Raw genomic sequence first — 2,484 nt, 5'->3', positions numbered from 1 at the left:
CCGCTCGGCGTCGGGGTGGCCGGTTTGGTGGGCGGCGGGGTGGTCGCACTCGGCGTCGCAGTGGCCGGGCGCGGGGCGGCGGGCGGGGGCGTGGTGGACGTGCCCTTGCCGCCGGGGGTGCCGGACGGGCCGCCGGACGGCCAGACCGGGGTGCCGTAGTCGGTGACCGGACGGTCCGGCGCCTGGTGCGCCCGGGCACCGGTGCGAACGGCGGCGCCGAACATCGAACCGAGCAGCAGGGTCACGCCGACCACGACCGTGGTGACCACGGTGCCGCGGCGCAGCACCCGGCGGCGCAACGCAGCGGGTGCGTCCGCGCCGAACCGGCGCCAGGCCTCCAGGCTGAGCCGCCCGTCCAGCGAGGCGAACGGCGCCCCGGCGATCAGCAGCGGGCTCCACGCCGCGAGGAAGATCAGGTCCGGGGTGTCGTAGACCGGGACGGCCCGCCAGCTGACGGTGAACAGCAGCGCGGCGGAGAGCGCCATCGCCGCGCCGGCGGCGAGCCGCTGCCAGAGGCCGAGGACGGTCAGCACGCCGACCACGATCTGGGTGAACGACACCACCAGCCCGGCGCCCACCGGGTGCGCCATGGCGAAGGCCAGCAGCGGTTCGGCGACCTTCCACGGGTGCAGCGAGGAGAGCCAGCGCATCATCGAGCCGCGCTCTCCGCCGTCGAAGTACACCGGGTCGCAGAGCTTGCTGAACCCGGCGTAGACCGAGAGCGAGCCGAGGACGGCGCGCAGCGGCAGCAGCACCAGGCCGAGGTCGACCCTGCGGCCCGGGTACCAGGGCTGCTTGCCCGCGGCGTCCGCGGCGGAGACCTCGGGCAGCTCGCCGCTCGGGGTCCAGCCGTGCGGCTCGCCGACCGGGCCGACGCCCGCGTCGGTGGCGGTGCCGGTGCCCTCGCGGGGCTGGCGCGGGAGGGCCCGGGCGCCCGCGAGGGACGGGAGCACCTGGGTGTCCGCCTCGACCAGCCGGACACCGCCGGCCGGGGTGCCGCCCTGGCGCACCGCTTCCAGCAGCCGGGTGGCCGCGAGGTCCCCGGGGGGCGCCTGGCCGGTCCAGGTGACGGCGGTGACCCGGCCCTTGCGGCGCGGCGCGCCGCCGACCCCGGCCCCGGCCATCGCCGGGACGGCCGGAGCGGGCACGACGACCTGCGGGGTGACCAGCGGACGGCCGATCAGGCCCTGGTTGGCGTACGGGTCGCCGAACGCGGCGCCGGTGGACAGCAGTCCGGCCGGGGCCTCGAGCAGCGGCGCCATCGGGGCGCCGAGCCGGAGCCGGAAACTCGCCTGGGTGCTGCTGAGCCGCGAAGGGTCCGACTCCACCTTGACGGTGTTGAGGCCGGGGCCCGCGTCTATCCCTGTGCTGCCGTCGCCGAACAGGGGGCGCCGAGGTGTTCTGGTGTCCACGCCCGTCTAACCGGGTGACGGCCGCTTAGGACACTCTCCCGGGTGGATGTCCGACCCACACTTGAAGTGATCATGAAAAAAGCGATCGGGCCCGGTCGGGCCCGATCGCCTTTCACTCGGATTGCGGGGAATTCGGAAGATCGCCTGCGCCCCGAGCCCCGGCCGTGCTCAGCGCTCGGCCGCGCTCAGCGACGCCCGGCCGCTCTCCGTCCTCCGGCCGCACTCGGCGCTCAGCGCTCAGCACTCAGCGCTCGGCACTCGGCACTCGGCGCGAAGCGCTCAGCGCTTGGCACGCAGCCGCGCGGCCTCGTACAGCACGATGCCCGCCGCGACACCGGCGTTCAGCGACTCGGTCAGGCCGGACATCGGGATCCTGACCCGCATGTCGCAGGTCTCCGAGACCAGCCGGGACAGGCCCTTGCCCTCACTGCCCGCGACGATCACCACCGGGCCGGTCAGCAGCTCCAGGTCGCCGATCTCGGCCTCGCCGTCGGCGGCCAGGCCGACCACCATCAGACCGGCCTTCTGGTAGGCCTCCAGGGTGCGGGTCATGTTGGTGGCCCGGGCGACGGGCAGCCGGGCCGCGGCGCCGGAGGAAGTCTTCCAGGCGCCGGCGGTCATGCCGGCCGCGCGGCGCTCGGGGATGACCACGCCGTGCGCGCCGAAGGCGGCGGCCGAGCGGACCACGGCGCCCAGGTTGCGCGAGTCGGTGACCCCGTCCAGCGCGATGATCAGCGCGTCCTGGCCGGCGTCGGCGGCCTCCTCCAGCAGGTCCTCGGGGTGCGCGTACTCGTACGGCGGCACCTGCAGCACCAGACCCTGGTGGTTGAGCCCGCCGGTCATCTGGTCCAGCTGCGCGCGCGGGGCGTCCATCAGCGGGATGCCACGGTCGTTGGCCGCCTGGAAAGCCTCGCGGACCCGGTCGTCCGTGTCGATGAACTGCTGGACGTACAGCGCGTTGGCCGGCACGTCGCCGACCAGGGCCTCGACCACCGAGTTGCGGCCGAAGACCAGCTCGGCGCTGCCCGCGCCGCCGCGGCCACCGCGGCCGGCACCGGCCCGGCGCATGCCG

Annotated in this window: 2 protein-coding genes; both read right to left on the bottom strand. The window is 75.4% G+C overall.

Going from position 1 to position 2,484, the window contains the following annotated elements; translation table 11 throughout:
- Positions 1-1,412, bottom strand: a 1,412-nt coding sequence (locus KS423_RS43385) for a DoxX family membrane protein (RefSeq protein WP_224285195.1), incomplete at its 3' end; no start/stop codon positions are given.
- A 279-nt stretch (positions 1,413-1,691) separates the two neighbouring features.
- On the bottom strand, positions 1,692-2,484 hold a 793-nt coding region (gene rlmB / locus KS423_RS43380; protein ID WP_224285194.1), incomplete at its 5' end, for a 23S rRNA (guanosine(2251)-2'-O)-methyltransferase RlmB.

It is taken from the genome of Streptomyces sp. LS1784, assembly GCF_020103755.1.
Classification (GTDB): Bacteria; Actinomycetota; Actinomycetes; order Streptomycetales; family Streptomycetaceae; genus Kitasatospora.
This window is presented reverse-complemented; position numbering and strand designations above follow the sequence as displayed.